We start from the raw sequence: 26,150 nt of genomic DNA on the forward strand, positions 1-26,150 counted from the left end.
AAAAACGCCGACAAACCTGACGACAAAAACGCCGACAAACCTGACGACAAAAACGCCGACAAACCTGACGACGAGCTCGACGGGAACGAGGAACAACCCGACGAGGAGGACGACAAAGGCGAAGATCGCGACGAGGAGCAAAAGAACACCGGAGAGGAACAGGAGAACTCAGGAAACGGAGAAGGTGGTGAGAAAAGCGGCGATGGAGATGACGCAGATGGTGACGATGATGCGGATGACAACGACGCCAGCGGTTCGAACGGAGGCCAGTCCGGCGGAGGCGCAACGAGTGGTGGAGGCTCCGACGGCGATTCCGACGACGGTGGTTCCGACGACGGCAACTCCGACACCGATGACGATGATTCCGAGGACGCAGGTGAGAGCGGTGGCGAAAGCGGCAGTTCCGAAAGCGGATCCGAGACCGATCCCGAGTCGGAGTGAATAACGCACACGCGGAGCCGACGGGAGCGTGCGTTTATGCCGGATGGCGAATCTATGAACGCGTATGTCCGCCGCCGACCCACCAGTGCCACTCCTCGCGGAGCGGGCCGCTGCCTGCGCCGAACGGCTTCGATCCGCCGACAGCGTCCTCCTCGCGTCCCACATCGACGCCGACGGGCTCACGAGCGGAGCGATCGCCTCGAGCGCGCTCGAGCGCGCCGGGATCGACCACGAGACCGTCTTCGAGAAGCAGCTCGATGAGGAATCGATCGCCGGGATCGCGTCTCGGGAGTTCGACACGGTCCTGTTCACCGATTTCGGGTCGGGACAGCTCGACGTCATCGCCGACCACGAGGCGGCCGGCGAGTTCACGCCGATCATCGCCGACCACCACCAGCCCGCCGACGCCGAGACGGAGTACCATCTCAACCCGCTCCTGTTCGGGATCGACGGCGCGTCGGAGCTGTCCGGGGCGGGCGCGAGCTACGTCCTCGCGCACGCGCTCGACGCCGACAACCGGGATCTCGCGGCGCTCGCGATCGTGGGTGCGGTCGGCGATATGCAGGGCGGGACCGAAGGGCTGACCGGCGCGAACGAGGGGATCGTCGACCACGCGGTCGCGGCGGGCGTCGTCGAGACGCGGACCGACATCGCCCTCTACGGGCGCCAGACCCGCCCGCTCCCGAAGCTGTTGGAGTACGCAAGCGACGTTCGGATCCCGGGGATCTCGAACGACGAGGCGGGCGCGATCGCCTTCCTCTCGGAGCTGGATATCGACGTGAAAGCCGACGACGGCGACTGGCGGCGCTGGGTCGATCTGGACGACGCCGAGCGGCGAACGCTCGTGAGCGCGCTGTTGCAGCGGGCCGTCTCATCGGGGGTGCCCGCGAGCCGGATCGAGGAGCTCGTCGGCACGTCCTACACGCTCACCGCCGAGGAGCCCGGGACGGAGCTGCGGGACGTCAGCGAGTTCTCGACGCTGCTCAACGCGACCGCCCGGTACGAGCGCGCGGACGTCGGGCTTGCGGTCTGTCTCGGCGAGCGCGGGGCGCCGCTCGAGCGCGCGCGAACCCTCCTGCGGAACCACCGCCGAAACCTCTCGGAGGGGCTGCAGTGGGTCAAATCCGAGGGCGTCATCGAGGAGGACCACCTCCAGTGGTTCGACGCCGGATCGCGCATTCGGGAAACGATCGTCGGGATCGTCGCCGGGATGGCGATCGGCTCGCCGGCGGTCGACCGGTCGAAGCCGATCGTCGCGTTCGCCGAGAAGGACGCCGACCACGTGAAGGTCTCCAGCCGCGGGTCCCACCGGCTGGTCCGGCAGGGACTGGACCTGTCGGCCGTGATGCGGGAGGCGTCGCGATCGGTCGGCGGCGACGGCGGCGGCCACGACGTCGCCGCCGGCGCGACCATCCCGAGCGGGAGCCAGCGGGAGTTCGTGGCAGCGGCGAACGCCATCGTCGGCGAACAGCTGGGAGACGAGTGACGGCGGGAGCAAGCGGCGAGAACGGAGCACCGAGAAGAGGTAACCGCGAGGTATTACGTTCAGTATTTACGTGCCCGCAAGGTAACCACACGCGGATGAGTTACACCGGTCCGACTGACCTGTATATCGATGGCGAGTGGACGAGCGCCGACGACGGCGAGACGTTTACGACCGAGGATCCCGCGACGGAGGAGCCGTACGCGACCGTCGCGGAGGCGAGCGAGGCCGACGTCGACCGCGCGGTCGAGGCCGCCCACGACGCGGCCGAGCGCGGCGCCGAATGGCGGTCGCTTGATCCGCGGGAGCGCGGCCGGTTCCTCGAGTCGTTCGCGGACGCGATCGAGGACCGCAAGGACGAGATCGTCCGCGTCGAGTCCCGCGACAACGGGAAGACGCCCTTCGAGGCGACCCTCGACGTGGACATGGTCATCGACACGGTCCGGTACTACGCCGGCTGGACCGACAAGATCGAGGGCGACGAGGTGCCGGTTCCGGGCGACCGACTGAACTACACCGTCCGTGAACCCCTCGGCGTCACCGGCCACGTGATCCCGTGGAACTACCCCTTCCAGCTCGCCGGCCGAAGCCTCGCGCCGGCGCTGGCGTGCGGGAACACGGCGGTCCTGAAACCCTCGAGTACGACCCCGCTGTCGGCGCTCTACTACGCGGCGGCGGCCGATGAGGCGGGACTACCGGACGGCGTCGTCAACGTCGTGCCCGGCCGCGGAAGCGTCGCCGGCAACCGGCTGGTCGAACACCCTGACGTCGACCACGTCGCGTTCACCGGCAGTACGGGGGTCGGCAAGGGCGTGATGGAGCGTGCGGCTCGAAACGTCACCGGCGTCACGCTCGAACTCGGCGGCAAGGGCCCGAACATCGTCTTCCCGGACGCCGACCTCGACGCCGCGGCGGCGGGGTGTCACTACGGGATCTTTATGAACGCCGGCCAGATGTGCTGGGCGGGCTCGCGGCTGCTCGTCCACGAGTCGGTCCACGACGAGGTCGTCGACCGCGTCGTCGAACGGGCGGAATCGACGCCCCTCGGGAGCGGGATCGATGACGGCGGACGGATGGGCCCGGTCGTCAGCGAGAGCCACCACGAGGAGGTCCTCGAGTACATCGAGACCGGGCGTCAGGAGGGCGCGACGGTCGCAACCGGCGGCGGCGTTCCCGACGAGAAGGACGCGGGTTACTTCATCGAGCCGACGGTGTTCACCGACGTCACGAACGACATGACGATCGCCAGAGAGGAGATCTTCGGCCCCGTGCTGTCGGTCATCGAGTTCTCGGACCGCGAGGAGGCCATCGAGATCGCCAACGACTCCCCGTACGGCCTGATGGCCGGGATCTGGACGACCGACCTCGAGACGGCTCACAGCGTCGCCGACTACCTCGACTACGGAATGGTAAGCATCAACGAATTCCCGGTCACCCAGCCGCAGACGCCCTTCGGCGGGTTCAAACAGAGCGGCAACGGCCGCGAGCAGGGGACCGAGGCGCTCCACGAGTACACGCAGACGAAGAACGTCAACGTCAACCTGGAGTGAGACGCCTCACGCCCCGCCCGATCCGCCACCCTCGTCGTCGAGGTCGGCGTCCTCATCATCGAGGTCGGCGTCCTCGTCGTAGAGATCGGTGACCTCGGCGGCAAAGCGATCGAGGATATCCCGCCGCTTCTTCTTCATCGTCGGGGTGAGCAGCCCGTTCTCCTCGGTGAACGGCTCGGGGACGAGTCGGAATCGTTTGATCCGTTCGTGATCCTCGAGAGCCGCGTTCACCCGATCGACGTCACGCTGGATCCGCTCGCGCACGCGGTCGTCCTGGCTCCGGCTCAGCCCGCGGCGGTCGGCGGGACGGTCGATCCCCCGGTCGGCGGCCCAGTCACGGAGCGCCTCGACGTTCGGCACGACGAGCGCCGAGACGAACTTCCGGTCGTCGCCGACCACGAGACACTGCTCGACGACCGCGGCGTCGGAGAGCCGGTCCTCGATCGGTGCCGGCATCACGGTCTTCCCGGTCGAGAGGACGATCCGCCGATCGGCACGGCCGCGGAACTCGATGTAGCCGTCCGGCCGGATGGCGACGATGTCACCGGTTCGAAACCAGCCGCCGTCGGTGAACGCCGCGGCGGTCGCGTCGGGACGGTTCCAGTAGCCGTCGGTCACCTGCGGCCCCCGGACCAGGAGTTCACCGACGTCGCCGTCACCGTCAGCACTGGCGGCCTGATCGTCGCTTACCGCGGCCTCGTCGACCGTGACGTCCGTGTCGACGACCGGCGGGCCGATCGTTCCGGCGATCGGCGCCTCCGGCGGGTTGACCGAGACGACGGGCGCGGTCTCGGTGAGGCCGTATCCCTCGAGGATCGGGAGCCCCATCCCGTGATACAGCGCGCAGAGATCGGCCGACAGCGAGCCGCCGCCCGAGATGAAGAAGTCGACGTTGCCGCCGAGCGCCTCTCGAACTGAGCCGAAGACGAGCCGGTCGGCGATCGCGTGTTTGGTGGCGAGGACGGGACCGGGGTCGTCGGTTCGGTGGGCCGCCCGCCCGATCGAACACGCCCAGTCGAAGATCCGGCGGGAGATCGCCGATCCGGACGCCTCCTGGCGCATCGACTCGTAGAGTTTCTCGTACACGCGGGGGACGCTCGTGGCGGTCGTGGGGCGAACGAGCGCGAAGTCCTCCCGGAGCGTGTCCGGGCTCTCGGCGTACGCGACCGTGGCACCGGCGGCGAACATCAGGAAGTGGCCGGCGAGCCGCTCGAAGACGTGCGCCAGCGGAAGGAACGACAGCGTCGTCGTGCCGGGGGCGATCCGCGGGAGGTCGGGTCCCTTGTCCGGGCGCGGGCCGAGCCGCCTGTAACACTGCGTCAGGTTCGCCCGGAGGTTGTGGTGGGTGAGTTCGACGCCCTTCGGGCGGCCGGTGGTTCCCGACGTGTAGATGAGGGACGCGTGGTCCGTCATCGCGATGTCGTCGATCCATCCCTCGTAGGCACTCCGATCGAACGTCTCACGGCCACGTTCGTGAACCGTCGCAAGCGGGATGACGGGCGGATCGTCGGTCGTGTCCGCGTTCGGGATATCGGTCGCGTCCGGGACGCCATCCGCGTTCGCGTTCGAGACGTCGTCGATCGTGACGATCGCCTCGAGGTCGTGATCGAGGTCCTCGCGGACGTCGAGCACTCGGTCGCACAGCGCCGCGTTCTCGACGACGACGACGGTCGCTTCCGGATCCGCGAGCAGGTACCGGAGCCGCGCGTCGGTGGCGGACGGATAGACGGTCGTGACGACGCCGCCGACCGCAAGGAGGGCGAGATCGGCCTGGGCCCATTCCATCCGCGTGTTCGAGACGATCGCGACGCGAGTGTCGGAGTCGGCGCCGAGGTCCCGAAATCCGGCAGCGAGATGCTCGACGATCGAGCGCATCTCGGCGTACGTGAGGTCGGCGTACTCGCCGTCAGGTGCAGCCGGGATCACGCCCCCAGAGACGAGCGAGCGGTCGGCGATGCCGCCCTTGTACTGCTGGGCGGTGCGGTCGGCGTGGCGTCGTGCACTCCGATCGAAGGTGCGTGGGATCGGTTCCTCGGCGATGGCCACGTCGTCGAACTCACGTTCCGCCTCCCGCCAGTCCATACTCGGCGGTTGGGTGGAGTCGTCATAAACCATCTGGGACGGGATATTGGCTGAGAACTATGCGTCCAGCATCGCGAGGACGCCGCGGACGTTGAGGCGCTCGTTGGCCTGCGCCCGCTCGCTCGTCCAGACCCCATCGAGTTCGGTGGTCCGCTCGAAGTGACGGATCACCGCCTCGTCGGAGTCGAGTTCCTCGCGTTTGCGGCGGATCGCCTCGACCCACTCGACGGAGGCGCGCTGGAATTCCTCGATGACCGCGGGGTCGAACGACCGGGGACCGAAGTGGGAGAAACAGAGCACGGAGGGGTCGAGATCCGCGATCGCGGCGGCGTCATCGAGACACTGGTCGAGGTCGAACTGCGGCGGCGGGGTCGTCGGGGTGACCGTGTCGATCTGCGGGACGTAGATCCCGGCGGCGTCGGCGGTGAAGACGACGCCGTCCCCGGGCTCGTGGAACACGACCTGGTGGGGCGCGTGGCCCGGTGCCTCCAGAACCTCGAGCCGTCGGTCACCCAGGTCGATCGTGTCGCCATCCTCGAGTCCGCCGGTTCGATCCGCCGGGATCGGTTCGGGGTCGGCGTAATGACGCCACTGGTCGCCGACGGCCGCCTTCGTCCCCTCGACGAGTCGGGAGGGATCGACGAGGTGGTGGACACCGCGGTCGTGGGTCCGGACGGCGGCCTCGGGATAGGCATCGGCCAGATGGCCGGCGCCGCCGGCGTGATCGAGATGGACGTGGGTCGGGAGGATCCACGCGAGGTCGTCGGATTCGATCCCGATCGCCGAAAGCGTCTCGAACAGGGTATCGACGTTTGCGCCGGTCCCCGTGTCGATCACCGCGGGCGTGGGCGTGTCGTAGATGTAGACGGAACCGTATCCGGGCGCGTCGAACATCCCGGTGTCGTGGTAGTAGAGGTCCTCGACGCCGCGAACCGCCTCGAACTCGCCGGGGGAGAGTCCACCGGCGGAGTCGCCGGTCGTCTCATCACGTATCATTGTGATCGCTGGGGGCGGTCTCGGAGTTAAGGGTTCGGTGCGCGGTGTCGAGTTCGGTGCGCGGCGTCGAAGGGTTCGGTACGTGGCCCCGCTATCGGCACGGGGGAGCCAGTCAGGGCGCGATGCCGACCGTGAGCAGGGTGCCCCACGTGCGGTACCGGTCGACCATCGCCTCGCGACTCTCCCAGTCCTCGGTCGGGAACGCCTCCGCGGTCGGGATCTCGATCTCCCGGTCCGGGATGGTGTCCTGGGCCGCGACGTGGAGCCCAGCCTCGCGGAATGCCTCGCGGTACTGCGAGCGGTCCCAGAGGGTCATCTCCACATCGATCGACGCCTGCCACTCGTGGGTGTGTTCGCTCTCGGCGAAGTAGTTGACCGCGCAGTACCAGGTGCCGCCGGGACGGAGGATCCGCCGGATCTCCGAGAGGGTGGTGTGGGGATCGGCGGCGTAGTAGAACGCCTCCATCGAGACGACGTGGTCGACCGAGTCGTCGGCGAACGGGAGGGAATCGAAGTCGCCGACGAGAAATCCGATCCGGTCGTCGTCGGTGTACGATCGGGCGTTCCGCGCCATCTCGGGCGCGCCGTCGAGCCCGTAGCCGCGGTCGATCCCGCGTTCCGCGAGCGCGCGGAGCGCGTACCCGGAGCCGGTTCCGAGGTCGACGACGACGTCACCGGGATCGACCGGCATCCGGGCAAGGACGTGTTTGGCGGTGTGCCAGTGTCGATCCTCCATCCCGCGGTCCTTGCCGGTCGTTGCCCACTCATCGAACTCCTCGCGAACACTCATAGGACGGTCTCGGAGCGGGACGGGCAAAACAGGTTCGGGACGGCGGCAGCGACACGTTCTGGACGGCGGGCAGCAATGCCCTCCGGCAGTGAATTCCTCCGGCAGTGGGCTCCTCTGGCAGCGGGTTTTTAACTGCTGACCCCGCAGAGGAACGTATGAAGCGGCCACGGGTTCGGCGTCCGAACTTCCGGATCGCCGACTCCGCCCAACAGACCGTCGGCGGGTTCCTGCTGGCCGGGCCGTTCGTCGTGACCGAGGAGGTGTGGGGGCTTGCACAGGGGATGCATCCCGTTCAGGCGATCCTGACTGCGGGCGTCGTCGCCGCGATCGGCTACGCAGCGCTGTACCGTGCGGATACCGGTCGCGATCCCGACACGGAGCAGGCGGTCGCCGGGATCCCGATCCGGTTCCTTTCGTTGATGACAGTCTCCTTCGGGTCGGTGCTGGTGCTCGCGCTCCTCTTCGACGCGCCGGACACGTTCCTCATCGATCAGGGGATGACCGGACGAGAGGTGTGGGTGACGACGGCGAAGGCAGTCACGATCGGAGCAGTCTTCAGCGTCGTCGGCGCGGCGACCGCCGACAGCGTGTTCTGATCGACACCGGACGACGCAAAGACGGATCGCAACACAACTTAAGTTCGTCCGGCGGGTGCCGCCTGTATGGAGTACTCGTTGGCGATCGAGAACGCGCCGGAGACGATTCCCGGAGGAACCGGGCTGTTGTTAGTACATCCGAGCATCGGCGAGACGGACCGGATCGACACGGACTTTCTGAAAACCGACACGGACTCCTTTCTCGTCGTCTCGACGCGAACGACGGCGCGGGAGGTCGAACAGAAGCTCGAGTACTACGACGTCGACGAGTCGCGCGCGACGATCCTCGACACGATATCGGTCGAACGGGGATACTCGCGTCGATCCGGTGACGACGTCTACTACGTGGCCTCGCCGGACGACCTCGAGGGCGTCGTGGATTCCGTCGAGCGGTTCCTGACCGACCACGACGGGAAGCGGCGCGTCTCGATCGATTCGCTCACCGAGATGGCCTACTACGCGGACGAGGAGGCGGCCTACGAGGCCGCGGCGGGGATCCTCGAGCTGCTCGCGAAGCACGACGCCGTGGGACTGTTCCACCTCTCGAAGGAGGTCCACAACGACGACGTTTTGGACCGGTTCGAGACGCTCTTCGACGTCGTCATCGATCTGGACGAGGACGGAACCGTCACGGTCGAGTCGTAGCCGACGGGAGCGGCGTCGCCGATAGTCGGAGTCGCAGTCAGGGGTCGGCGTCGCCGGCAGTCCGAGTCGCAGCCGGCGATCGGCGCCGTCACCGACCGCGATCAGGACGTCTCGAGCGCCGCGAACGTCTTCTCGGCCCATCGAACCGCGTAGTCGGCGCCGTGGTCGGCGTAGGCGGCGGTGTCGAGCGCGGAGAACGGGGTCGGCAGGTCGAGGTCGTGGCGGACCGCAGAACAGGCGTACTCGGTCGCATCCGGGAAGGTCACCTCGCCGCGAGCCATCCGGCTCGGGAGAGCCTCGAGGCGGTCGGTGAGACGCTTGCCGGCGTCGACCCACGCGTCGTGGAGTCGGTCGTGGTCACTGGTCCAGTCCGCGAAGGTCTCGCGGGTTCGGAGCCCGATCCAGGCGTCGAAGAGGGCGTTCGCGACCTGGTAGACGTCAACTGGAGTGAGATCGCCCGGGACATCCGGACCACGGATCGCGGCGTCGAGGTCCCGGTACCGATCGCCGAAGAACGGGAGAAAGTGCTCGGGGACGTCAGCGCCGATCTCGACGAACGCGCCGGCGATCAGGAACGACAGGAACTCGTCCGGCGTGGTTTCGGCGCGTCGTTTGCAGATCACCGTCGGCGGGTCGGTCTGGGCGGTCCATACGACGGTTCCGTCGCCGGGAGCGCCGACGGTGAACGTGGATCCGCAGTAGCGCTCCAGAACCGCGGGCGCGTCCGCCGGAAGCCACTCCGTGGGGTACGTCGCCGGCTCGAGCCGGTCGACGAAGAGCCCGAGGTCCTCCGCCGCAGCCGGTGGGATCGTTTCGAAATCCGACTCGGCGTCGAGGACCGGCGTGTCGGGTGCGTGCGTCGATCGAATCGCCTCAAGATCGGCGGGCAGTTCACGCCGAGAGAACATTCAGGCGAAGGCGTACGTGAAGATCGTGAGGATCGAGAGGACCGCGGCGCTTCCGACCGTTCCAAGGACGACCTTCGTTGGGGTGCTCATACCGGACGTGTGGGTGCCGGTCGCTTAAATCCATTCAGTTCGACCGAGCCATTCCTGCCGACGATTCGACCGAGTCGACACGCTCGGCGACGGGAGGGTGATCGCTGCCGAGGCGTTTAAGTTGCCATCGACCGATCACCGACCGTGCGCGTACGAGACGCCGTCGAGGCCGACGCGGAGGCGATCGCCGCGCTGTCCGGACAGCCGGTCGACGCGACCCGGGAGGTCATCCACGACCGGTCGGTTCGCGTCGCGGTGTCCGAGGGCGAGAGCGACGACCGACCGGACGCAGGATCAGCTCCCGGCGAACCGATCGCCTACGTCGCGTTCGACGCGCGACGTGGAACGGTGCATCTGACCGGGTTCGACGGCGAGGCGACGGCGCTTGAGCGGCTCCTCGAGGAACCCTGCCGGTTCGCGGACCGGGAGGGAATGGCGGTCGAGGCGATCGTCGACCGGGACGACGAAACGCGCCGGTCGATCGTCGAGGGCGCCGGCTTCGAGGAGGGCGGATCGGGTCCACGGTTCGACGGCGCCGAAACGGTCCGGTACCGACTGCCGGTGCGTGAGTAGGTTCGGTACCGACTGCCGGTGCGTGAGTGGAACGGGGCAGCGCGTGACCGCGAAGCGATCCTACGCGAACTTCCGGACGGTCATATCCAGCGTGTCGAGATCGAGGATCGGCGCGAATCCACAGTCGGGGTCGATGTTGACCGACTTCTGGAAGTCGGTCTGTTCCTGCCAGCAGCCGGAGTTGACCGCCAGGACGTTGTGGTATTTCCCCCAGCCGAGCTTGTGAACGTGGCCGGTGTGGAACACCTCGGGAACGTCCTCGATGACGAGGTGGTCGCGTTCCTCGGGCGCGACGCGGGTGTGACCGCCGAACTGCGGGGCGACGTGGCGTTTCTTGAGCAGGTGGTACATCGCCTTGTGAGGGTCGTCGTAGCTGGCCTTCTCGGCCGGGAGTTCGGCGATGACCTCGTCGAGGGAGACGCCGTGGTACATCAGGACGGAGACGCCCTCGATCGTGACCGCAGCCGGGTTCGAGACGATCCGGGAGTCGTGTGCCGACATCAACTCGCGGAGATCCTCGTCGAAGGCGGGTTGGGGCTCCGCGAGCCGGACGGCGTCGTGGTTGCCCGGGATCATCACGATCTCGATATCGTCGGGGACGGCCTTGAGGTGCTCGGAGAACCGCTCGTACTGCTCGTAGATGTCGACGATGTCGAGCTCCTCGTCCTGGTCCGGGTAGACGCCGACGCCTTCGACCATATCGCCGGCCAGGAGGAGGTACTCGACCGGCTCGGCCTCCTCCGTGTGGAGCCAGTCGGCAAACGACTCCCAGGCACCGCGCATAAACTCCTGGGAGCCGACGTGAACGTCCGAGATGAGCGCGGCCTGGACGTGCCGGTCGGCGTAGCTCGGCTGGAACGTTCGGGGAACGTCCGGGAAGTGGACCGCATCGGCAAACAGGATCCCGGCGTCGTCGGCCAGCGTCCCGTCGACGGCGATACACTCGTCAAGGAGGATCTCGTCGACGACGTCCGCGATCCCCTTGTCCTTCATGATCAACGCCGGAAACGTTCCGGTCGTATCCTCGAGTTCGACGAGCCAGTGTCCCGATCGGGTCGATCGGACATCGTTGACGAGCCCGATCATCGCGGCGTCGCTGCCGCCGGGCATCTCCGCGATCGCGCTCGCCGGACGGTGGTTCACGCGCCCGCGAAGGATCTTCGACAGGCGCTCGTACCGGTCTCGAAACGTTCGGACGAAGTCCGCGTATTCGCCCGTCCCGGTGCTGTGGCCGGTCATATCGTTCGCGATCTCGAGGTCCCTGAGATGGGCGGTGTCGGACCGGTCCGCGTCCGAGGTAGCCGTCTCGGAGCGTGACGCGTTCGAAGCGGTCGTCGACGCAGCCGTGTTCGAAGCGGTCGTTGTCGATCCGGTCGAGTCGGTGTCCGATCGGGAATCCGATGTGGACGGGTCGGACTCCGTCGTGTCGTCGACGGCGACGTTCCCCTCGTCGGTGGATGCATCGGTTGATACGTCGTCGGATGCGTCGGAGACGGGCGATCGGTCCGTCTTCGCCGACCCCATCGTTTCAGGTGGAGATACGCTTTCAGTCGAGGTGTTTGTCGACCTATTGGATCCAGTCGAAATGGAGGGATCGGATTCGATCGTGGACCGAACCTGGTCACTCGTGATGCGGAGAGCGTCGTCATCGGCGCGTTCGGTGACGGCCTCGATCGTGGCGCGTGGGTCGTCGGTTCCGGCGATGAGCGTGATCGCCTCGCGGTCGGCGTTGAACCCGCGTTCGGTGAGTTCCATCACGATCCGCGACGACGTCTCCAATGGCACGAATCGCTGAAAGGGAGGCGTGAACAAAAGAATGCCGACCGATGGCGACTTCGATCGATCGTCGACGACTTGGACCAGTCGTCGGTGACTTCGGTCGGGAACCGGAGCGTACCCGGAGCCAGAACGTTCAAACCCGAAGCCGCAAAAGACGAATCAAATGGGCTCCGGGAACGAATGGTCGAGGGAGCCATCGGACGATGATCCGGGATCCGACGGGAAGGGACCCGGCAGCGACTCTGACGGGGGTCGACGGACGACCGATCCGGACGACGACGATCGAACTGCCGATCGAAACGGCGGTGACGATCGGACCGACAACGATCGGACCGACAACGATCGGACCGACAACGATCGGACCGACGACGATCGAGCTATCGATCGCGACCGCGACGATGCGATGCCCACGGGCGGGACCGAGACGCAGGAAACGCACTCGGAGTCAGGACCCAAGCACCGCGATTCGCCGGCCGGTCGGCCGTCGCAGGCACCGGAAACGACGGCGGCCGCCGAGCGTGGTCGTGAACGCGATCGTGGCCGTGAACGGGGGCTCAGTCGATCGACTGGTGGGCAGGATCGAGAGTCCATTCGCGAGTTTCTGACCGCCAAGGAGGGACCAGCAGTCTGGATCCGTGACGTCGTCGTGAGCGTTCTCATCGTCCTCGCGATCGGCGCGTTGTTGTTCGCGGTCAGCGGCGTGTGGCCGCCGATGGTCGCCGTGGAATCGGGGAGTATGGACCCGAACATGCAGAAGGGTGACCTGATCGTCGTGACCGAGCCGGGGCGGTTGGCGCCGGCGGCGGCCACGAACGACGTCGGGGTCGTCCCCGCCGCGGTCGGCGAGCGGGAGGGCTATCGGTCCTTCGGCGCCCCGGGATCGGTGATCGTGTACACCTTCCCAGGCCGGATCGGGTCGCCGATCATTCACCGAACAATGTTCCACGTCGACGCCGGTGAAAACTGGGTCGACCGTGCCGACGATCGATATCTGAGCGCGGACACGTGTTCGGCGGTACAGAACTGTCCGGCACCACATTCGGGATTCATCACGAAGGGCGACAACAACGGTCGCTACGACCAGGCGAGCGGGATCGCACCGCCGGTGAAACCGGAGTGGATCACGGGCGTCGCGCGCGTTCGTCTCCCGTACCTCGGCTGGATCCGGCTCGTCGCCACGGGACAATCGACGATGGACGAAGCCATCGAGTCGGTAACGTCCGGAACGCTTGGGTGGAAAGGGACGTTCGGCGTACCGGGAACTCCGGGTGCGCTAGCGATCGCGGGATCGACCGCGATCGGGAGTGCGGCAGTCGCCGGGACGGCGTCGGTAGTTCGGCGACGGCGTCGGTAGTTCGGCGACGGCATCAATACGACGGTGGCGAGGCGGCTAGTTGTCGAACCGCGCTTGGACGAACGGCTGGGCGTTCTCGATGTCGCCGAGCCGCGAGTCCGACAGGAGGACGGCTTCGGTCTCGTCGATCGGCACCGAGAGGCTCATCTCCTTGGTCCGACCGTACCGGCCCTTCGAGACGACGACCGCGTTGACGATTCCGAGCATGTCGAGCTCGGAGATGAGGTCGGTGACTCGACGCTGGGTGAGCACGTCGGCGTCGATCTCCTCACAGAGGCGTTTGTAGATGTTGAACACCTCGCCGGTGTTGATGTTGTGGACGCCGTTCTTCTCGAGGAGGATGATCGAAAAGAGGACGATCTTGCTCTGGGTGGGGAGCGTGCGGACGACCTCGACGACGCGGTCGAGTTCGATCTTGTCCTGGGCCTGCCGGACGTGTTCCTCGCCGATCACCTCCGCCTGCGACCGCTCGGCGAGTTCGCCCGCGGTCCGCAGGAGATCGAGCGCCCGGCGGGCATCGCCGTGCTCCTGTGCCGCGAACGCCGCACACAGCGGGATCACGTCCTCGGTGAGCGCGTCACCTTTAAACGCGACATCGGCACGGTGTTGGAGGATATCCCGGAGCTGATTCGCGTCGTACGGCGGGAAGACGATCTCCTCCTCGCCGAGACTGGACTTGACGCGCGGATCGAGGAAATCGGTGAACTTCAGGTCGTTCGAGATCCCCATGATGGAGATCCGCGAATTGTCGAGTTCGGAGTTCATCCTGGAGAGGTTATACAGCGTGTCGTCGCCGGATTTCTCGACGAGCTTGTCGATCTCGTCGAGCATGATCACGGCCACGCGCTCGTGGTAGTCGACGGCGTCGAAGAAGGTGGAGTAGACGCGGTCGGTCGGCCAGCCGGTCATCGGGACCTCCTCCATCTCCTCGGCATCGTCCCGGAGTCGTTGGATCCGGTCGTCGATCGCCGAAACGTCCTCGAAGGGGGTTCCATCGAGTGGAGAGGGATCCGAACCCGCACCGGCGTCGATGGATGAACTGTCGGTATCGACGGGCGAAGCGTCGGTGTCTTCCCCGTCTGCGGCCGTTGATCTCTCTGTATCCGTGGATTCCTCATCGACGACGGCGGAGCGGAGCGTCTGCAGGTCGTCGATCCGGTCCGCGATCACCGTCTGATTCTGTTGGATGAACTTGTTCGCGAGTTGCGCGAGCACGCGATACTGGGTATCGGTGACCTCGCAGTTGATGTACTCGACCTCGCAGGGAACGTCGTACTTCTTCGAGGTAGTCTCGAGTTCGTTCGAGACGAACTTCGCGGAGGCCGTCTTTCCGGTCCCCGTCTTCCCGTAGATGAGAATGTTCGAGGGAGTATCGCCGCGGAGTGCGGAGACGAGGATGGTCGCCATTCTGTTGATCTGGTCGGTTCGATGCGGGAGCTCGTGTGGGGTGTAGGAGGGACGAAGCACCTCCTTGTTCTCGAAGATGGGCTCGCTGGACAGGAGGTCGTCGAAGAGTCCCTGGCTTTCGGTTTCGTCGTCGCTGTCCTCCTGAAAGACGACGCCGTCCAGATCGACGTCGGTCGAGGATCGGTCCCGGCTGGGGGACGAATCGACTGCGACGGTGACGTCGGCGTCGGTATCCGTCGATACGTCGGCGGCATCGGAGGGTGTGTCAGCGGTGGCGTCCGAAGGTGTGTCGGCGGCGGCGTCCGAGGTGGAATCATCCGAGGCAACGTCGGAGCCCTTCGTTTCGGATGGAGACGGTGTGGAGGAGGAGGGAGTGGAGGAGGCAGGAGTAGAGGAGGCAGGAGTGGAGGAGACGGAACGATCGTCGGGTGCTCGGTCGTCGACGGCGTCGTTCCGATCGTCGGCGGGGGGTGCCCTCGTGGCGGCATCCGGATCGTCCGTGACGGGATCCGGATCGTCGGGAGCGAGAGCCGAATCATCGTCGGATGCGGGACCGTCGTCGGATGCGGGACCGTCGTCGGATGCGGGACCGTCGTCGGATGCGGGACCGTCGTCGGATGCGGGACCGTTTCGTTTCGAAGTCTCGTCGTCGCTCGTCTCGGGTGCGTGTTCGGATGTCGTGTGGTCTGTTCCCATCAATAACCCCCCTGTTTCAGGTGGAAAACTCCGAGATGGCGCGTAGATACCGCGGTTCAGACGTGAACGGCGGGGTATTCCTGGAGGAGGCCAAAACGGAGCGTCCAGATGATGCAAACGAAACAGATGTCCACATCCAATAAAAGCGTTGCCCTCTCCAGTTGAAAGGGTGGTGGGGTGTGTGACGAGATACCCATCTCCAGTGGAAGCGGAGGGGTTCGATAGGTCGGCAGAGCACCACGGTCGGTGGTTCAGGTGATCGACGATTCTGTTGGAGCCGATCGAAACCGATATTTCACGAGTATTGGCGACAATTCTCGCGTCACACAATGACTCGTGCTGGTACGCGCCACATTTGATAGCTGCAGTTGATAGTCGTAGTTGGATATCATAGTTGGTGGTCGTTGTCGGGGTCCTGGTTGGGGATCGTGGTTGGGGATCGTGGTTGGGAATATTTATCACGATGACAAACACCATTCAACAAGGTACCATCCAACATACAGAACTGGCCATTGGAGATCTGGTTACCGTTCATTTGACCCCCCACCCCTTCGTTTCAACTGGAGACGGGTGGAGGGGTGGGGGTGGGTTAGGTGGTAGTTAGAGTGACGGGGGCTGTCCGGAACCGATCGATCGGTTGGATTAATAAAATAGGTTTCTATAATTTTATTTTATATTAATATATGTCTGAATCATACCTTCTACTGCATTACGGGTACTGTTTGAACCTTTCATATATAAAACCACCGCTATAATATACGGGGGTCACCCCCCACCCCACCAATATCGAGTTCCACCCGAAACGAAGGGGTGGGGGGGTTGCGTCGATCGGAGACTATGAACGTTGAATGGTGATTAATACCAAAACAAGAGGTGGTTGATAACAGACTAAGGGGTGGTCGGTAACAGATAGGATGATGTTTGGTGACGGATGATATGGTGGTTGGTAACGAATGTAGAAGACGGCTGAGGGACCCGTGTCCACCTGGATCCGTGTCTGACGCAGTTCTTAAGTGAAAGCGGCGTGGAACGTGCTGTATATCCCCGCGCCGCCGCAGGGACGGAGGACAGGATGGGACTGCTCACGAACCTTAAAGACAGCATCTCGAAAGTCTCTGACCGGCTGTTCGCGGACGAGGAGCCGAAGCGGATCGGCATCTACGGTCCGCCGAACGCCGGAAAGACGACGCTTGCGAACCGTATCGCCCGCGACTGGACCGGCGACGCCGTCGGTCCCGAAAGCCACGTTCCACACGAAACGCGCCGGGCTCGCCGCAAGGAGGGCGTCGAGATCGAGCGCAACGGGCGGACGGTCACGATCGACATCGTCGACACCCCGGGCGTCACGACCAAGGTCGACTACAAGGAGTTTCTCGACCACGATATGGAGAAGGACGACGCCGTCCGTCGCTCCCGCGAGGCGACTGAGGGGGTCGCCGAGGCGATGCACTGGCTCCGTGAGGACGTCGACGGCGTCATCTACGTGCTCGACTCGACGACCGACCCGTTCACACAGGTGAATACGATGCTCATCGGCATCATCGAGTCCCAGGATCTGCCCGTCCTCATCCTCGCGAACAAGACTGACCTCCCCGAATCGAACATCCAACGCGTCGCCAACGCCTTCCCGCAACACGAGACGATTCCCCTCTCGGCGCTCGAGGGCGACAACATGGATGAAGTCTACGACAAGATCGCGGAGTACTTCGGATAATGCCCGAAGCAACGCCAAACGTCGACGGCGGTGACGGGATCGACGGCAGCGACGACGACAATGGCGATGATGACGGCGTCCGGATCGACCTGATAAGCGGTGCCCGGATGGAGGGACTCACGAGTATGGAGAAGATCCGGCTCATCCTCGACGGCGTCCGCGACGGTAACATCGTTATCCTCGAAGAGGGGCTCGCCCCCGACGAGGAATCGAAGCTCATCGAGGTGACGATGACCGAGATCAGCCCTGACGAGTTCACCGGGATAGAGATCGAGACGTACCCGAAATCGGACGCGGGCGATCAAACCCTTCTCGACCGGTTGATGGGTCGTGAGTCCGCACAGAAGCTGACCGTCATCGGTCCGGCCAACCAGCTGCAGACCCTCCACAAGGACGAGACGCTCATCAGCGCGCTCGTCTCCCGCAAGTAGATGCCCCACCAGTGTACGTCGTGTGGCCACGTCTTCCCCGACGGATCCAAGGAGATGCTTTCCGGATGTCCCGACTGCGGCGGGAACAAGTTCCAGTTCAAACCGGGATCGGTCGACGACGCCGGCGGATCGAGCACCGACCGATCGGGGTCCCCGACCACCGACGAGAACGTCACCATCGACCCTGACTCCGGGACCGACGGACCGGCGTCGGCTTCCACCGATTCGTCGTCTCCATCCGCCGACGCCGGTTCATCGTCCCGCTCCGCCGCCGATCCCGCTGCCGCCGGGACTGCTCCGGATCGTGATGCGGAGGTCACGATGACCCCCGACGACGAAGTCCCCGACGATGCCGCCGAGGACGACGCGCAGGCGAGCGCGCGATCGGAGATCGTGAGTCCCGATGAACTCGCCGTCTCAGAATCGTCCGGATCCGGGACTTCCTCGCCCCAAGACGGCGACGAAACGCGGGAGGTGGCCGGGACACGGCCCGACGACGCCACCGAACCCGACGACGCCACCGAACCCGACGACGTCACTGACCCCGACGGTGACGCCGACACCGCGGAGTCCGATTCGGGACTGGATGCGCTTCGTGAGGAACTCAACGACCAGTTCGAGAGCATCCGGATCGTCAGTCCGGGCCAGTACGAACTCAACCTGATGGAGCTGTACGATCGCCAGGAGTACATCATCTCTCTACAGGAGGACGGCCGTTACGTCATCGAGATGCCCGGCGATTGGGGCCCCGACGACGAGTGATCGCACACGTCGCCGGCCATCACTCGAGCGAGACCGTCCCGGCCGGCTCTCGGAACTCTGCGTCGTAGATCGTTAGCGACCGCGCACGCCACTCGATCGGATCCATCTCCGAATCAGCAATCGCCTGCGCCCGTTCGATCGATCCGCCACGCGCGAGCGTAACGTGCGGCACGTATTCTTCGCCCTCGATCCCGGTGACCGGATCGAAGGCACCACACAGTCGTCGATGTACCCGATCGAGATCGTCGCTCTCAACGCGCAGATACACGACGGGACCGGGCCCTTGAACGGGCACCTCGAAGTACCCGATCCCCGTGATCGACAGGTCCAGCGGGTCGGTTCCCGTCAGCACCGGCCGCAGTCGTTCACGAAGCCGCGTGACGGCGCGGTCCCGACTCCGACCGGGATCGCGTCCGCCGTCACGACCGCCACCTCCGCTCCGGATGTCGTCGCTGCCCAACCGCTTGCAGACGAGCGTGTGTCGCTCCCGGATCCGATCGAACGCGACCAGGTCCGGATGGCGGTCGTTGGCGAGCCGGTCGACGGCGGGCGGAAGCGGAACGTTGAGGCTGAACATTCGACGTCGAGTGGCACGTGGTTTCGTGTCGGTTACAGGTTGTCGGTCAGCCACAGGACGATCACGACGACGATCACGATCCCGATGATCGTCGGAAGCGCCCGCACCACCGCGAACGTCAGGTTCACCAGTTGCCCGAGTATTTCGAGCGCGAGCCAGACGATCACCAGCCCGAGGATCACCTTCAGGAGGTCCTCGACGTCGATCGACCCTCGATCTCGCCGTCGAGGTGGTTCCCGCCCCCGGCCGCGACGTACTCTTCGTTTCCGGTCGCAGCGTGCTGGATCCTCGCGTGCCTCCGTCATACCCGACGTTCGGACGCCGATCGACAAAAAGATCGCCGTCCCGATCGCCGACGGTGTATGAATGGTTAGCGAAAACACACGTCTCGCCGACGTGAGAAACCGATATACGCCGGGGGGACACAATCGATCCGTATGACTCGCTCGCGGACCGCGTGGACCCGGCTCGTCTCGGTCGCGATCGCGGTTGCCATCATCGGCGGCGTTCTCGGTGTCACGTTCCTTGGGACTCCAGGATTCGCCGATCTCGGCGACGCCCCGGACGTCGCGAACGGTTCGGTTTCGGACGCGACGACGTCGGCCTCCTCGGCCTCGTCCGCCACCTCCGGCGGTGGATCCGGTTCGGTCGCCGCGCAGGCGGTCGACGCCGATCGGGTGGCGATCCGGATCGACGTCGCCGAGTCCGGAACCGCGAGCTGGGAGCTTGAGTACCGTGTCCGGCTGGACACCGACGATCGCGAGGCCGCCTTCGAAAACCTCAGCGCAGACCTTGCGGCGAACGAGTCCGCCTACACCGACCGGTTCGAAACGCGTATGGCGGCGACGGCCGCTGCGGCCGAGAACGCGACCGATCGGTCGATGTCGATCGGCGACGTCACGGTCGAGACGGACCGCCGTGAGCTGCCGGAATCCTACGGCGTCCTCCGGTACTCCTTCGAGTGGAACGGATTCGCGTCCGTCTCCGAGGACCGGATCGTCGTCGGGGACGCGATCGCGGGTCTGTTCCTGGATTCCGGCCACCGTCTCACGATCGCGTGGCCCGACGGCTACGAGGCCGACGTCACCCGACCGACGCCCGACCAGGCGGACGCCACCTCGGCCACGTGGATCGGTCCCATCGAGTTCGCCGCCGACGAGCCCCGAGTCGTGATGGTTCCCTCGTCGTCCGTGGGGATCGGCGGTCTTGCCGTCGGCGCCGCCCTCGTGCTCCTCCTCGTCCTTCTCGCGGGCATCGTCTACCGCCGTCGTGATCGCCTCGCCGGACTCTTCCCGGCCGGACGTTCCGGTGACGACACCGCCAACGATACTCACGACGACACTACCGACGACGTCGCCAGCGATACTCACGATGACACTACCGACGATGATGCCGCCGACGTGGCCGCGACTGAAAGTGGTACCACGTCCGCCGCCGAGGGCGCGTCCGGCTCGACCGACGTCGACGACGCGGATGACGCGGACGGCGCTACCGCCGACGATCCGTCCGAGGAACTGTTGAGCAACGAGGAACGCGTTCTCAAACGGCTTCGTGAGAACGGCGGCCGGATGAAACAACAGGACCTCGTGAGTGCGCTCGGGTGGTCCGACGCCCGGACGAGCCAAGTCGTCTCGGGGCTTCGCGAGGAAGGCTCCCTCGAGAGCTTCAGGCTCGGCCGGGAGAACGTGCTTCGGCTGCCGGAGGCGGACGCCCTCGATCCCGGTGACGTCGATCCCGGAACGGAGACGACGGACGACGCTGCCGGTTCATCCGGCGACGAGTGACCGACGTCGCCGGCCACGATTGCCGTCCGTCACACTTACCGTCTCCCACATTCATCGCCTTCCACGTTCACCGTCCGCCACAGTCGCCGCTCGTCACGCCGAACAGCTGCTGCTCGTCGCTCCGTCCGGTGTGGTCTCCGCAGAAGAGCACTGGGCCGCGTGATGCCCCAGCCCGTCACTCGTCGTTGAGTTCCTTGAACTGGTTGAGGAGGTCCTCGGTGGACTCGCCGGACTCGTAGGTGATCGACCCCCGGTAGTCGTTCCGCTCGTCGTCGAAGCCGGCGTCGACGACGCCAGTCTTCTGCTCGCGACGTTCGTGCTCGTCCTCGTCATAGGCACCCATTGACATGCTACATATCTCCTTGGAATCATCTATACATATATGTAACGGTCATTCACCCCGTCGACACCCTCGGATTCGCATCCCGGCGGCGCCTCTCCCGTCTCGACGGCATCCTCGACGCCTCGGCGACGTCCGTCATATCGGAACCCATTAGCGTCACTGCGACCTACCCCGACCGTGGCACGACCGCTTCGCTTTCGTCGCGCCCCCCGGTCCTGGAGCGAGGGGGCCGTTCGAGGCGAGATCAAACGCCCGCTGGACGAGAACCTCGGTGCGACCGCTCGCACCCCTTGGTTCGCCCCGCCGGCCAGCTACGAGGCGCGGCGCTTCGAGATGGACGACGGGTCGATCGCCCTGTTCTGCTGGACCGACGACGACGCCGATCCGCCCGAGGGCACATCCTCGGGACCGACCGGCTACTGGATCGGCAACACCGAGACGCCGAGCGCGCTCTGGAAGACCGACAAGTACGGCTTCGACGAGGTTCCCTATCCGGTCCGGAGGTGGACCGAGCGGGAGCTGCTCGCGGGGCTCACGGACGAGGAATCGTGGCTGGATGCGTACCCGCACATCGCGTGGTTCTTCCTGCCGGTCCTCTGTTCGAAGGACGGCGCCGACTCGACCCGGGCGTTCTTCCGTGATCACGCCGCCGGATTTCCCGACACCGATCGCGAGACGGCGCTGTCGTTTCTCGAGGATATTCTCCGGCGCGGTACCCTCGATCCGTATCGGTCGGTGATGGCCGGCAAGCTCGGAACCTCCCCGCACGTCGATCTCGTCCGAATGCGGGCGGCGATCGCCGAGTACGTCGCCGCCGACGTCTTGGTCCGCGCCGGTTACGAGATCACACCCGAGATCGAGGTGACCACCGGCCACTCGCTCGATTACCGCGCCGCGGATCCCGACACCGGCGAGGCGTTCCTCGTGGAGGTCACTCGCCCCCAGCCGGTCGCCGGCCGGGCCGCGGGGACCCCGATCGCTGCCGTCCGCGACACCGTCGAGACCAAGACCGCCGGCCAGCTCGAGGCCCACGGCGGCGGCGCGACGCTGTTCGTCGACTGCTCGTCGTTCCCCGACGACGACTGGCGATCGGTGCTCGCGGAGCGTCCCGAGGTAGACCACCGTCCAGCGGTCGTCTATCGCGCCCGCCCCGGCCCCGGGATCGAGGGGTACCGGCTCGGATCGGTTCCCGTCGACGTCGGTGACGTCATCGACCTCTCGTCCTGAGAGCTCGTTCTCGTGGAGTCGACGTCACTGGGTAGTTGCCGTCACCGGGAAGTTGCCGTCACCGGGAAGTTGCCGTCACTGGGCAGTTGCCGTCACTGGGCAGTTGCCGTCGCCGCCCAGTGCGTGAAAACGTCGTCCGCGTCGCTTCGTCGTTTAAAAGGAGATCTGCTCCGGGCCGTTCTCCCCGAGCGCGTCAGGGTCGCGGTCGGAGTAGAAGCGTCGACCGACGCCTCGGTGGCACACTCCGGTGCGGATCGCATCGTAGACGTCCTCGGGACGCTCGAAGGTCTCCTCGCCGAGCCGCGAGAGGACGTCCTCGAGGCGCTCGGACCCGTCCGCAAGCTCCACGTGCGCGTTCCCGTGCGCCGTGATGATGTCCTGTGTGGTCGCCGGATACTGGTGCCGTTCGAGACGTTCGTCGATGCCGTTCAATCGCATCACTATCCCGTACCAGCCGCAGGTTCTTAATGATTGTCCATTCGGATCATAAATCGATCAGGATCTGTTTAATGTCAATTAACCACACGACAACGTCGCGATCCCCTCCCACCTACCGACGATCCCCCGTGATTCATCCCGCCGACGCGTGTACGGATCGGTATGGTTCCCCCACGCGATGACCGATCCGGCGACGATCCGCCATCCGGTGACGCTGACGAGCGAGTCATCGCCGATCTCCACGCGCACACGACGGCCTCCGATGGTTCGCTCACGATTCCGGACGTTCCGACCGCCGCCGAACGGGCGGGGATCGAGTGGGTGGCGATCACGGACCACGACCGGATTCATCCCGAGCTCTCGGCGCCGGTCACCGAGCGCGACGGCGTTCGGATCGTTCGCGGGATCGAGCTGCGCGTCGAGGCGCCCGCAGTGCGATACGACCTCCTGGGTTACGCGGTCGAACGCACCGACGCGCTCGACGCGGAGACGGACCGCCTCCAGGCTGACCGAATGGATCGGGGGCGACGCATCATCGACCGCGTCGAGGACCGGACCGGCGCCACGCTGGATATCGATCCGCATCCCGGGATCGGCCGCCCCCACATCGCACGGGCGATCGCGGACTCGCCGGCGCCCTACGACTACGACGACGCCTTCGCCGAACTGATCGGCGCCGGGTGTCCCTGCTACGTGCCTCGCGATATCACCCCGATCGACCGCGGGATCGACCTGCTTCGGGACGCCTGTGCGATCGTCGGACTCGCCCATCCGTTCCGCTATCGCGATCCCGATGCGGCCCTCGAGATCGCTCGGGATCTCGACGCCGTCGAACGCTGGTACCCCTACGGGTCCGACGTCGATCCCGATTACGACCGGATCGACCGTCTCGCTGACGACGCGACCCTTCTCCGAACCGGCGGGAGCGATGCCCACGATCGGACCCTCGGGAGGGCCGGGCTCACCGCCGCGGCCTTCGAGCCGATCCGGCGGGCGCTCCCCGCTCCCGAGTGACCGTCCGCTGTGCGTCCGGAGCGAACCGTTCGCTACCTGTCCAGATCGAACCGTTCGCTGCCTGCCCAGATCGAACCGTTCGCTACCCGCCCGACCGCTCCCAGACCGTGGTAAACGCCCGCACGGAAGACTACGCTTAACCCCGTCCGTCCCGAACCATCGGGTATGTACTGCCACTACTGCGACCGCGAGGCGGCCTTCGAGGCGGAGTCCGATGGCGTCACCGTCGGCCTCTGTGAGGACCACTTCCGCGAGCGCGTGCAGGAACTGGCCGACTCCGACGAGCTCGAGGCGCTCAAGGAGCGCGTCGACGTCGAGGGGCCGGAGTAGTCCGCTTGGCTACCGTTTCTCCGTCGTTCCGTGCGATTCCTGGCTCCCGGCGTCGTTGAGCTCCCTCCGGCGTCGAACGAACCCTACAAGGCCTCCGACGGCCAATCCGACGTATGGAACTGACGGATCGTCCCCGCCGGCTCCGGACCGACGGCGTCCGGTCGCTCGTTCGGGAGACGTCGCTGTCCGCCGCCGATCTGATCGCCCCGGTGTTCGTCGACGCCACCGCCACGGAGCGCGTGCCGATCGACTCGATGCCCGGCCACGAGCGCGTGCCGGTCGACGAGGCGGCCGATCGCGTGTCGGAGATCTGCGAGACCGGCGTCGAGGCGGTCATTCTCTTCGGCATACCCGAGTCGAAGGACGCCACCGGGAGCCGCGCCTACGCCGAGGACGGCGTGACCCAGCGGGCGATTCGGGAGATCACGGCCGAGACGGACGCCTACGTCATCGGCGACGTCTGTCTGTGTGAGTACACCGACCACGGCCACTGCGGCGTGCTCGAGACCGGCGCTGCCGACGATCCGACGCTCACCGTTCGCAACGACGAGACGCTCGAACTGCTCGCGCGAACCGCGGTCGCACAGGCGGAGGCCGGGGTGGATATGGTCGCTCCTTCCTCGATGACCGACGGGATGGTCGCCGCGATCCGGGAGGCGCTCGACGGCGCCGGCTTCGAGGACGTTCCGATCATGAGCTACGCCGCGAAGTACGAGTCCGCCTTCTACGGCCCCTTCCGCGACGCCGCCGACGGCGCTCCCGCCTTCGGCGACCGTCGTCACTACCAGATGGATCCCGCGAACCGTCGGGAAGCGCTCCGTGAGGCAACCCTCGACGCCGAGGAGGGCGCCGACGTGCTGATGGTCAAGCCGGCGCTCCCGTACCTCGACGTCGTTGGCGACCTCCGGCGCGAGTTCAACCGGCCGATCGCCGCCTACAACGTCTCCGGCGAGTACGCGATGCTACACGCCGCCGCCGAGAAGGGGTGGCTCGACCTCGAGGCGGTCGCGCTCGAGTCGCTGCAGTCGATCAAACGCGCCGGTGCCGACCTGATCATCACCTACTTCGCCGAGGACGTCGCCGAGCGGCTCTGAGCTTCAGACGATCCGCTCGCCGTCGTCGTCGTACACCGCGATCGCGTCAACCGGACAGACGCGCGCCGACATCTCCGCATCGAACTCCTCCCCCTCGGGGACCGTCACCTCGAGCACCTCTCCGCTTTCGATCGCCTCCTGGGTCGCGCCCATCTCGCCCGCCCGTTCGTCGTCGTCGGCTACGGCGTTGCCCCCGACCAGGTCGGCCTTCCCGTCGTCCATGTTCTCCTCGAACCGGTCCCACTCCTCAACACACTGATACATCCCGATGCAGGTGTCGCGATCGAAGACGACCTTCATACCGGGACGTTCGGGCGACCGGCCCATAGTGGTGCCGACAGCGGCGGCCAGCAGCTCCCCCGTCGATGCGAGGGTCCCAACGGCCCTCGCCGGTAGACGCAAGGGCCTCGGGACCCTACCCGGGATATGGAGCCCGACGTCACCGCGGAGCGACCCGACAGCCCGTTTCACACGGTCGGCACCGACCACATCACCGTCATCGGCAGCAACGTCGCGGACACGATCGAGTACTACCGCGACCTGCTCGGGATGCCGCTCGTCCTGCGCCAGCCCAACCTCGACCAGCCGGAGGTGACCCACCTCTTCTTCGACACCGGCGACGGCCGGATCCTCACCTTCTTCGTCACCGACGACCGCCCCTCGAATCCGAATCCGCAGCGAACCGGCCTGGGGCAGGTCCATCATCTCGCGTTCACGATCGAGGCTGAGCGCCTCGAGGAGATCAAGGCCGCGCTCGACGACGCCGGCTACGGCTACAACGAGTTCGACCGCGGCGCGTTCCACTCGCTGTACACCCGCGACCACAACGGCCTCACGATCGAACTCGCGGTCGACAAGTATGAGATCCCCGACGACCGCCGCGGTGAGGTGTTCGCGCGCGCCCAGCAGGCCCGCGTCGAGGCTGGCGCGGAGTACGTCGACGACGAACATATGGAGGACGCGATCGAGGCGCTTGGGATGGAGGTCGTCCGCAACGAGACGCCCGACGCCGACAGCGGCGTCGGCGGCGTGGAGTAGTCGCGCGG

At 66.0% G+C, this 26,150-nt stretch carries 27 protein-coding genes and 1 pseudogene; 16 read left to right on the top strand and 12 right to left on the bottom strand.

Annotated elements, in window-relative coordinates:
• The 3 genes and pseudogenes from BLW38_RS15770 to BLW38_RS08485 form a co-directional block, all read left to right on the top strand.
• A pseudogene (locus BLW38_RS15770) lies at positions 1-441 on the top strand (hypothetical protein); the annotation flags it as partial.
• Positions 442-505: 64 nt separating this feature from the next.
• Positions 506-1,927 carry a single-stranded-DNA-specific exonuclease RecJ gene (locus BLW38_RS08480; RefSeq protein WP_092816808.1) on the top strand — a complete coding sequence of 474 codons (1,422 nt, stop codon included), beginning with the start codon at positions 506-508 and terminating at the stop codon, positions 1,925-1,927.
• Between the two features lie 95 nt (positions 1,928-2,022).
• Positions 2,023-3,474 (top strand): aldehyde dehydrogenase family protein, encoded by a 1,452-nt coding sequence (locus tag BLW38_RS08485; RefSeq protein ID WP_092816809.1) that lies wholly within the window; start codon positions 2,023-2,025, stop codon positions 3,472-3,474.
• A gap of 6 nt (positions 3,475-3,480) precedes the next feature.
• Here the strand turns inward: BLW38_RS08485 and BLW38_RS08490 are convergent, their stop codons facing one another.
• The 3 genes from BLW38_RS08490 to BLW38_RS08500 all read right to left on the bottom strand — a co-directional run bounded on the left by BLW38_RS08490 (position 3,481) and on the right by BLW38_RS08500 (position 7,342).
• On the bottom strand, positions 3,481-5,556 hold the full coding sequence (locus BLW38_RS08490) for an AMP-dependent synthetase/ligase (RefSeq protein ID WP_092816810.1): 2,076 nt from the start codon (positions 5,554-5,556) through the stop codon (positions 3,481-3,483).
• Between the two features lie 57 nt (positions 5,557-5,613).
• Entirely contained in the window at positions 5,614-6,552 is a 939-nt protein-coding gene (locus BLW38_RS08495; RefSeq protein WP_092816811.1) for an MBL fold metallo-hydrolase, read from the bottom strand.
• 112 nt (positions 6,553-6,664) lie between these two features.
• The gene (locus tag BLW38_RS08500; RefSeq protein WP_092816812.1) at positions 6,665-7,342 is read right to left on the bottom strand and encodes a class I SAM-dependent methyltransferase; all 678 of its coding nucleotides are present in this window, start codon (positions 7,340-7,342) and stop codon (positions 6,665-6,667) included.
• 155 nt (positions 7,343-7,497) lie between these two features.
• Between BLW38_RS08500 and BLW38_RS08505 the strand changes: the two genes are divergently transcribed.
• Both BLW38_RS08505 and BLW38_RS08510 read left to right on the top strand, forming a co-directional pair.
• On the top strand, positions 7,498-7,938 hold the full coding sequence (locus BLW38_RS08505) for a DUF2391 domain-containing protein (RefSeq protein ID WP_092816813.1): 441 nt from the start codon (positions 7,498-7,500) through the stop codon (positions 7,936-7,938).
• A gap of 66 nt (positions 7,939-8,004) precedes the next feature.
• On the top strand, positions 8,005-8,583 hold the full coding sequence (locus BLW38_RS08510) for a DUF7090 family protein (RefSeq protein ID WP_092816814.1): 579 nt from the start codon (positions 8,005-8,007) through the stop codon (positions 8,581-8,583).
• A 101-nt stretch (positions 8,584-8,684) separates the two neighbouring features.
• On the opposite strand, the gene BLW38_RS08515 is transcribed toward BLW38_RS08510, so the two are convergent.
• Both BLW38_RS08515 and BLW38_RS16925 read right to left on the bottom strand, forming a co-directional pair.
• The gene (locus tag BLW38_RS08515; protein ID WP_092816815.1) at positions 8,685-9,491 is read right to left on the bottom strand and encodes a DUF7089 family protein; all 807 of its coding nucleotides are present in this window, start codon (positions 9,489-9,491) and stop codon (positions 8,685-8,687) included.
• Positions 9,492-9,581, bottom strand: a complete 90-nt coding sequence (locus BLW38_RS16925) for a hypothetical protein (protein ID WP_449404966.1) — start codon at positions 9,579-9,581, stop codon at positions 9,492-9,494.
• Between the two features lie 144 nt (positions 9,582-9,725).
• Here BLW38_RS16925 and BLW38_RS08520 point away from each other — a divergent pair, with 144 nt between their 5' ends.
• Positions 9,726-10,154: a hypothetical protein gene (locus BLW38_RS08520; protein WP_092816816.1), complete on the top strand. Its 429-nt coding sequence runs from the start codon at positions 9,726-9,728 to the stop codon at positions 10,152-10,154.
• A gap of 60 nt (positions 10,155-10,214) precedes the next feature.
• On the opposite strand, the gene BLW38_RS08525 is transcribed toward BLW38_RS08520, so the two are convergent.
• Positions 10,215-11,939 (bottom strand): DNA-directed DNA polymerase II small subunit, encoded by a 1,725-nt coding sequence (locus tag BLW38_RS08525; protein ID WP_092816868.1) that lies wholly within the window; start codon positions 11,937-11,939, stop codon positions 10,215-10,217.
• A gap of 157 nt (positions 11,940-12,096) precedes the next feature.
• Here BLW38_RS08525 and BLW38_RS08530 point away from each other — a divergent pair, with 157 nt between their 5' ends.
• Positions 12,097-13,287, top strand: a complete 1,191-nt coding sequence (locus BLW38_RS08530) for a S24/S26 family peptidase (RefSeq protein WP_092816817.1) — start codon at positions 12,097-12,099, stop codon at positions 13,285-13,287.
• A 36-nt stretch (positions 13,288-13,323) separates the two neighbouring features.
• Here the strand turns inward: BLW38_RS08530 and BLW38_RS08535 are convergent, their stop codons facing one another.
• The gene (locus tag BLW38_RS08535; protein ID WP_092816818.1) at positions 13,324-15,390 is read right to left on the bottom strand and encodes a Cdc6/Cdc18 family protein; all 2,067 of its coding nucleotides are present in this window, start codon (positions 15,388-15,390) and stop codon (positions 13,324-13,326) included.
• 1,072 nt (positions 15,391-16,462) lie between these two features.
• Here BLW38_RS08535 and BLW38_RS08540 point away from each other — a divergent pair.
• The 3 genes from BLW38_RS08540 to BLW38_RS08550 are packed head-to-tail and all read left to right on the top strand — an operon-like array spanning position 16,463 to position 18,297.
• Positions 16,463-17,104, top strand: a complete 642-nt coding sequence (locus BLW38_RS08540) for an Era-like GTP-binding protein (RefSeq protein WP_021074659.1) — start codon at positions 16,463-16,465, stop codon at positions 17,102-17,104.
• The gene (locus BLW38_RS08545; protein ID WP_092816819.1) at positions 17,104-17,535 is read left to right on the top strand and encodes a DUF2073 domain-containing protein; all 432 of its coding nucleotides are present in this window, start codon (positions 17,104-17,106) and stop codon (positions 17,533-17,535) included. The genes BLW38_RS08540 and BLW38_RS08545 overlap by 1 nt, the downstream gene beginning before the upstream one ends.
• Positions 17,536-18,297 carry a Zn-ribbon domain-containing protein gene (locus BLW38_RS08550; RefSeq protein ID WP_092816820.1) on the top strand — a complete coding sequence of 254 codons (762 nt, stop codon included), beginning with the start codon at positions 17,536-17,538 and terminating at the stop codon, positions 18,295-18,297.
• A 19-nt stretch (positions 18,298-18,316) separates the two neighbouring features.
• Here the strand turns inward: BLW38_RS08550 and BLW38_RS08555 are convergent, their stop codons facing one another.
• Both BLW38_RS08555 and BLW38_RS16930 read right to left on the bottom strand, forming a co-directional pair.
• Complete coding sequence (locus BLW38_RS08555) at positions 18,317-18,874, bottom strand: 2'-5' RNA ligase family protein (RefSeq protein ID WP_092816821.1); 558 nt, start codon at positions 18,872-18,874, stop codon at positions 18,317-18,319.
• A gap of 32 nt (positions 18,875-18,906) precedes the next feature.
• A complete protein-coding gene (locus BLW38_RS16930; protein WP_449404967.1) occupies positions 18,907-19,080 on the bottom strand; it encodes a DUF7554 family protein in 174 nt (57 codons plus the stop codon).
• Positions 19,081-19,311: 231 nt separating this feature from the next.
• Here BLW38_RS16930 and BLW38_RS08565 point away from each other — a divergent pair, with 231 nt between their 5' ends.
• A complete protein-coding gene (locus BLW38_RS08565; protein ID WP_092816823.1) occupies positions 19,312-20,658 on the top strand; it encodes a helix-turn-helix transcriptional regulator in 1,347 nt (448 codons plus the stop codon).
• Positions 20,659-20,833: 175 nt separating this feature from the next.
• On the opposite strand, the gene BLW38_RS16245 is transcribed toward BLW38_RS08565, so the two are convergent.
• A complete protein-coding gene (locus tag BLW38_RS16245) occupies positions 20,834-21,007 on the bottom strand; it encodes a DUF5786 family protein (protein ID WP_280538038.1) in 174 nt (57 codons plus the stop codon).
• 171 nt (positions 21,008-21,178) lie between these two features.
• Here BLW38_RS16245 and BLW38_RS08570 point away from each other — a divergent pair, with 171 nt between their 5' ends.
• Positions 21,179-22,228: a DUF5784 family protein gene (locus BLW38_RS08570; RefSeq protein ID WP_092816824.1), complete on the top strand. Its 1,050-nt coding sequence runs from the start codon at positions 21,179-21,181 to the stop codon at positions 22,226-22,228.
• 153 nt (positions 22,229-22,381) lie between these two features.
• On the opposite strand, the gene BLW38_RS08575 is transcribed toward BLW38_RS08570, so the two are convergent.
• Positions 22,382-22,666 (bottom strand): DUF5789 family protein, encoded by a 285-nt coding sequence (locus BLW38_RS08575; RefSeq protein ID WP_092816825.1) that lies wholly within the window; start codon positions 22,664-22,666, stop codon positions 22,382-22,384.
• A gap of 162 nt (positions 22,667-22,828) precedes the next feature.
• Here BLW38_RS08575 and BLW38_RS08580 point away from each other — a divergent pair, with 162 nt between their 5' ends.
• The 3 genes from BLW38_RS08580 (at position 22,829) to hemB (ending at position 25,104) form a co-directional block, all read left to right on the top strand.
• Positions 22,829-23,680, top strand: coding sequence for a PHP domain-containing protein (locus BLW38_RS08580; protein WP_092816826.1), 852 nt, complete (start codon positions 22,829-22,831; stop codon positions 23,678-23,680).
• A 165-nt stretch (positions 23,681-23,845) separates the two neighbouring features.
• A complete protein-coding gene (locus BLW38_RS16250) occupies positions 23,846-24,010 on the top strand; it encodes a DUF6757 family protein (RefSeq protein ID WP_177167466.1) in 165 nt (54 codons plus the stop codon).
• A 113-nt stretch (positions 24,011-24,123) separates the two neighbouring features.
• Complete coding sequence (hemB, locus tag BLW38_RS08585) at positions 24,124-25,104, top strand: porphobilinogen synthase (protein WP_092816827.1); 981 nt, start codon at positions 24,124-24,126, stop codon at positions 25,102-25,104.
• A gap of 3 nt (positions 25,105-25,107) precedes the next feature.
• Here the strand turns inward: hemB and BLW38_RS08590 are convergent, their stop codons facing one another.
• A complete protein-coding gene (locus BLW38_RS08590; RefSeq protein WP_092816828.1) occupies positions 25,108-25,404 on the bottom strand; it encodes a ferredoxin in 297 nt (98 codons plus the stop codon).
• A gap of 126 nt (positions 25,405-25,530) precedes the next feature.
• Between BLW38_RS08590 and BLW38_RS08595 the strand changes: the two genes are divergently transcribed.
• Positions 25,531-26,142 (top strand): VOC family protein, encoded by a 612-nt coding sequence (locus BLW38_RS08595; RefSeq protein WP_092816829.1) that lies wholly within the window; start codon positions 25,531-25,533, stop codon positions 26,140-26,142.
• Positions 26,143-26,150: the final 8 nt, after the last annotated feature.

The sequence above is a fragment of the Halopenitus malekzadehii genome, from assembly GCF_900108505.1.
Classification (GTDB): domain Archaea; phylum Halobacteriota; class Halobacteria; order Halobacteriales; family Haloferacaceae; genus Halopenitus; species Halopenitus malekzadehii.